General features: G+C 48.5%; 6 protein-coding genes. All 6 read right to left on the reverse strand.

Annotation, left to right across the window (positions count from 1 at the left end; genetic code table 11):
• The coding region (locus COY37_RS11185) for an ImmA/IrrE family metallo-endopeptidase (protein ID WP_286977607.1) at positions 1-338 on the reverse strand (338 nt) is incomplete at its 3' end.
• A gap of 11 nt (positions 339-349) precedes the next feature.
• Positions 350-700, reverse strand: coding sequence for a helix-turn-helix domain-containing protein (locus tag COY37_RS11190; RefSeq protein ID WP_286678628.1), 351 nt, complete (start codon positions 698-700; stop codon positions 350-352).
• 351 nt (positions 701-1,051) lie between these two features.
• Positions 1,052-1,708, reverse strand: coding sequence for a potassium channel family protein (locus tag COY37_RS11195; protein WP_286977609.1), 657 nt, complete (start codon positions 1,706-1,708; stop codon positions 1,052-1,054).
• 9 nt (positions 1,709-1,717) lie between these two features.
• The gene (locus tag COY37_RS11200) at positions 1,718-2,371 is read right to left on the reverse strand and encodes a potassium channel family protein (protein ID WP_286679158.1); all 654 of its coding nucleotides are present in this window, start codon (positions 2,369-2,371) and stop codon (positions 1,718-1,720) included.
• Between the two features lie 74 nt (positions 2,372-2,445).
• Positions 2,446-5,250 carry a cation-translocating P-type ATPase gene (locus COY37_RS11205; RefSeq protein WP_286679159.1) on the reverse strand — a complete coding sequence of 935 codons (2,805 nt, stop codon included), beginning with the start codon at positions 5,248-5,250 and terminating at the stop codon, positions 2,446-2,448.
• A 258-nt stretch (positions 5,251-5,508) separates the two neighbouring features.
• On the reverse strand, positions 5,509-5,839 hold a 331-nt coding region (locus COY37_RS11210; protein ID WP_286977611.1), incomplete at its 5' end, for an N-acetylmuramoyl-L-alanine amidase family protein.

The raw sequence follows: 5,839 nt of genomic DNA on the forward strand, positions 1-5,839 counted from the left end.
AGCTCCAGGGCAAAGACGTCCGCCTCGCGATGGTGGTATTCCTTATCCGGCCTTCTCTGGTATTCCAACTCCTGGTTGTGCAGGCGGAGGTGGCCGAGTTCGTGCGCGATCGCGTAGCGTTTTTGGGTCTCCGGCATTAGCTTATTGATAACGATATAGAAATCTTCGTCGTAGCGGGTGAGCATACCGTAAAACCAGCTATCGTTCGACATCTCAATAATCTCGATACCGAGCTTGCCCGCGATCTCTCGCACATTAATGGGAGGATCGGCGATTTTAAACTCTTCAATTAAGGCATTGGCTTGATCTTTGATGTACAGGTGCGTGTAGATAGGCATTGGGTACCACCTTAAATCTTACCCTCAGCCCTCCGTTTGGCTTTGATGATCTCGAGAACATCGAGCATTAAACGACGTTCTTCTTCAGAGAAATTCGGGTCCGCCATCAAGAGAGCTTCAACACTAACGTCTTTCTTGTTGTCCTGGGCGACGGCCTCCCCCATAAGCCAGCCGATCGATACATCGTAGAAATCCGCGAGTCGCTTAAGGCGCGGCGTCGGAATCCTGCGACGTCCGTTCTCGTACATGGCGAGAATTGACTCTTTAAATTCGCTTCCGGTCAAGTTCTCGACATCTTTCCGGCTCAGGTCTCTGCTTTCCCGTACATGTCGTAAACGCCAACCGACATCGTTCTCGTACATGTTCCAACCTTTACTAATAGTACGATTGCCATATTCTGCCATCAACCCGTAAGCTATCTATCGGCAGTTTTACACAGAATATTTAGGGGTTATTACAAATTACTGGCAATCGCACTTATTGTGCACTTACAATACCACTATACCAATTAGATGCTAACTTTGCAATCGATTACTGAGGAGTTTTAAATTCGCAATAAATAGGTACGATCAGAGGCATTATCTATAACCTTGGGAGGAACAACGCAAGGCAGTCAATGGTACAGCGCTCTCATATATACCAGGGGCTTAAGTTATTATACTGAATGACCAAGCGATTAAATAATCTGCGTATGCAAAAGACAGATGACTCTGCTACCCCATCAAGATGTCCTTAATATCTTGCTCTAGCTCCGGGCGTGTAACTAGAAGCACGCTATCACCCACTTCGATAGTCGTGCTTCCATGCGGCACCACGACAGACGTATCTCTTAATATGGCAACGGCCACCGCATTTCTAGGAAGACCGAGTTCAGTGATCATATGGTTTCTTGCAGGCGAATTTTGCGGGATTGTTACCTCGATCAGGGAGAGTTCCCCTACACGCAGTTTCAGTAAGGTTAAGACCTCACCAAGAGAGACTTCTTCCGAGATAAGCTGTAATATTATCTGAGGACTGCTAACCGCTATATCTACACCCCATTCTCTTGTGAAGAGCCATTGATTTCTGGGATCGTTAACCCGCGCGACTACCCTTGGGATCTGATATACCTGCTTTGCTAATTGAGCAATCACTAGATTATCTTCATCATCGCCGGTGACGGATGCCACAATATCGGCCCGTAATATGCCCGCCTCTTCCAACTTTTTAGGATCGGTTGCATCACCTTTATAGGTGGTTATATTCGGTTTTCCCTCAAGTTGGGAAAGATGGGTCTGATTAAGATCAATAGAACCGATTTGATGCATCTCACTCAGATTTTGAGCAAGATATCGACCGACTTTCCCGGCACCAGCAATTAATATATACATAAAGCCTCCTTACGCAACGGCGCTAATAAACTCCTCAAGACGAGACATTGCGCCTCTTGCAACCGCAACCCGTGCAACATCTCCCTCTTCAAAAACCGTACCGAGTGTAGGTATAAAGGGCCTACCGTGTCTAGTTATAACGGCAACTTGAAGTTCCCCTGGAATGGTTATGCTCTCAACGGTTCTCCCAAAAAGCCCAGCGGGCACCGCGATTCTGATAAGCTCAACCTCTCCATTGCCAAAGCTTAACTGTACATCCAGAGCGCGGTGGAACAACAAGTCCTCTATCTTACTTACAGCCCACACGGTTGTTGAAACGGTTGAAACACCAAGCCGCTCGTAAATATTGGCCCGCACAGGGTCGAATATCCTTGATACGACACGCGGAACAAAATAAACTTCTCGGGCAATTCTGGCCGATATAATGTTGAGGTTATCGTCCCCTGTGACGGCAACAAAGGCATCGACGTTTTCGATTCTTGCGGTCTTCAGCGTCTGCTGATCCATTGCGTGACCGGTTACCCTGCTGCCGGTAAACGTTTTAGCCAAGCGCTTAAAGGCCTCAGGGTCGCGATCAATCACGGCAATGTCATGCCTATCAAGCCAGAGCGAATTCGCAAGTTCAGAGCCTAACCGTCCACAACCGACAATTATAATTCGCAAGGTAATCACCCCTATAGCTACTATTTCCCTTAATGTTTATCTGCTAAGCAGCCCCATGCCGGCAGCCAGTTATATCAAGCAGCCCTCCGACGGCTGACCCGCTCACGTGGCTCTTTGCGAGGTTCTTCGCCTCCTCCAGGCACCCTTCTTGCCGAATAACGCCTGGCAATCCACTTCCTTATCTCATCAGCAATTAATATGGTCGGTGAAAAGGCGAAGAGAAACAGCCAATCGGTAATCTTCAATGGGCTGGTATTAAATATCGGCTGCAAAAACGGGACGTAGACGAGAATTGCTATAATCACAAGCTCGGTCACTATACCGAAAAGGTAAAACCTATTAGAGAAAAACCCCTTCTGAAGTATTGAAGTGCGCTCGGTTCTCACGGCAAAGCCGTTACCGATTTGCATGATAACTATTGAGGCAAGCACCATCGTGGTTGCAAATACGTATTCTCTGCCCGAAGCGGGTAGCACCTGGCCCGGTCGCCACCCGTTCTGGTAATACGCATAATAATAGGCTAGCATCCCAACAGCCGCTTCGATTGGGCCGAGAAAGAAATACGCCCGGGCTAAGAGCGGAAAATCGAGCAGTCTCCTGCCACGGGGACGCGGCGGCCTATCCATGACATCGGCCTCGGGCGGTTCTGAGCCGAGGGCCAGCGCCGGTACAATGTCGGTACCTAAATCGATGGCCAGAATCTGCAGAATCGTAAGCGGTAGTGGGATGCCGAGCGTTACGAAGAGGATAAACGGGATTATCTCTGGGATGTTGCTGGCGAAAATATAAGTAATAAATCTGCGAATATTATCATAAACAGCCCTTCCTTCCTCAACCGCACCGACGATACTGGCGAAATTATCATCGGTTAATATCATCTCGGCCGCCTCTTTTGCGACGTCCGTCCCGGCAATCCCCATTGCAACTCCGATATCGGCCCGCTTTAGAGCCGGGGCATCGTTTACACCATCGCCGGTCACAGCCACAATCTCACCCCGATCCTTCAAAACTGAGACGACCCTCATCTTGTGTTCGGGTGAAACGCGGGCAAAAATTACATCGCTATGACTCAATACACTGCTAAGTTCAGCGTCACTCAAAGGATCAATTTCTCCACCGCTCACCACCCTCACATCGCTTTTAACAATACCGATTTTCCGAGCGATTGACTCGGCGGTAAGACCATAGTCCCCTGTTATCATGATGATTCGTATGCCGGCCCTTTGAGCGAGACTTACGGCATGCGCTACCTCGGGGCGCGGTGGGTCCTGCATCGCCATTAATCCAAGAAAAACAAGGTCTTGTTCAACGTTCTGAACAGTAAGAGAGATAATATCCGCGGGTATCTCCCTGTAAGCGATCGCTAGAACCCTCAATCCTCTACGCGCAAAATCATCGTTTCTAGCAACTATTTCTTGTCGTAGCTCATCCGTTAAGTCAACAATACCTTCGCTAAGTCTAATTTTAGTTGAAATATCTAATACCTCTTTAGGCGCTCCTTTTACACAAGCAAGAGGTCTTGTCGGAAATTTGTGGATACTCGACATCATCTTTCGTGTCGACTCAAAAGGAAGCAGGTAAACCCTTGGATGCTCCTTGAACTCCCTGTCTATATCGTACCCGGCTTTCTTTGCGACAACGAGAAGCGCAGCCTCCGTCGGGTCGCCGATAACGCCCCAGCCCGTACGGCCGTCACCAGGTGGAACCAGCCTTGACGTATTACAAAACGTGGCTGACATAAAGAGCACGTTGAGGGAATCAAGTTCCTCTTTGCTAAGCGTTCTCCCATTGACCCTAAATTCCCCTTTGGGTTCATAGCCGGCACCCTCTACATCTATAACCTCCCTGCTGGCCCATATCTCCTTAACGGTCATTTCATTTTGGGTAAGCGTGCCGGTCTTGTCAGTGCAGATAACGGTAGTCGAGCCTAGGGTCTCAACAGATGAAAGTTTCTTGATAAGCGCATGTCGCCGGGCCATTCTCTGAACTCCAAGCGCTAGGGAGAGTGTAACTGTCGGAAGCAAGCCCTCGGGCACATTTGCGACGATCATCCCGATAGCGAACAGGAACGCCACGGTTAAGTTAAGGCCGGCTATCTGGCTGCCTAGAACGAAAAACAGGATTCCGAGACCAATCGCGAGCGCTGCTACAACCCTGGTGACCCACACCATCTCCTTTTGTAATGGGCTTAGTTCAGTAGCTATTCTCTGTGTAAGACCGGCGATCTTGCCGAATTCGGTCTCTGGCCCCGTTGCATACACAACAGCCCTGCCCGAGCCGGTTGCGACGCTTGTACCGGTAAAAACAATATTGGGCGATTCCGTTATAAGCATCCTATCCCGGAGAACCGGGTCGCTTGTCCTTCTTACCGGAGCGGACTCTCCAGTTAAGGTGGCATTGTTCGTGCGCATTTCAAAAACTTGAATAAGGCGGGCATCGGCGGATATGTTATCGCCTTCTTCAAGCACGATAATATCGCCGGGAATAAGCTCCTCGGCAAGAATCTGTCTTATCTCTCCACCTCTGAGCACTTTCGAGTAACTCGGTAACAGCTTCTTGAGCGCTTCGGTCGCCTTTTCAGCCTTATATTCCTGCCAAAAACTAAATATCGCATTGATGATTATCACCGCGATGATTGCATAGCCTAGCTCAGGAAGACCACCGATAAAGCCAAGTATGGCACCGGCCCAGAGCAGTATCGCAAAAAGGTGGTAGAAATTTGCGAGGAACTTAAAGATTAGAGGTGTTCCTTTTACTTCTTCGATTTTATTCAAACCGTATTCATCCAAGCGCCTTTTCGCTTCATCATCACTCAAACCCCTCGGTGATGAACCGAGCTGCTTGAATACGTCATCACTGTTTAGCTTATATATCTCCATCCAATCATCCTCATGACCGAACCAATACCCTGTTGAGCTTATTTACCCAGATTCGACCCGAACATCGCATCAGCTACTATTAATCCAAAAACAAGCAAATTAAGAGAGGTTTTTTCTTAGAAAACTTCCATATTTGAAGCTACCGTTTTAAATCGCGTCATTGGTGGTCGTTTAGCAAAAAGAAGTGGTAATTAAAGGATGAACGCGGGGTGCCTTGCTGATTTTGGCAATCTATCTGTGTGTTATAAGGTGGTATGTTTACCGTTTTTGCAGATATTCTATAATACCATTGCTTATGCCGTCGGCAAGAAGCTGCCGGTAGGATGGACTGTTGAGGAGTGTGTCCTCTTCGGGGTTCGAGAGAAAGCCGGTTTCAACCAGTATCGTGGGGACCTTTGACCAGTTGAATCCGGTTAAGTCGCCGCGAGCAACGGTGCCGTTGTTTTTATGATTGGTTGTCGCAATCACGTCTTTTTGGACTATCTGGGCCGCCTTAAGGCTTTCTTTGTAAATTGGAGCGGCCCATTTATTGAACGCGGGGTAGAGCGTCGAGACCCCGTTTACTTTTATGTTGGCGCTGCCGTCGGTG

The sequence above is a fragment of the Candidatus Aquicultor secundus genome (assembly GCF_002791875.1).
Classification (GTDB): Bacteria; Actinomycetota; Aquicultoria; order Aquicultorales; family Aquicultoraceae; genus Aquicultor_A; species Aquicultor_A secundus.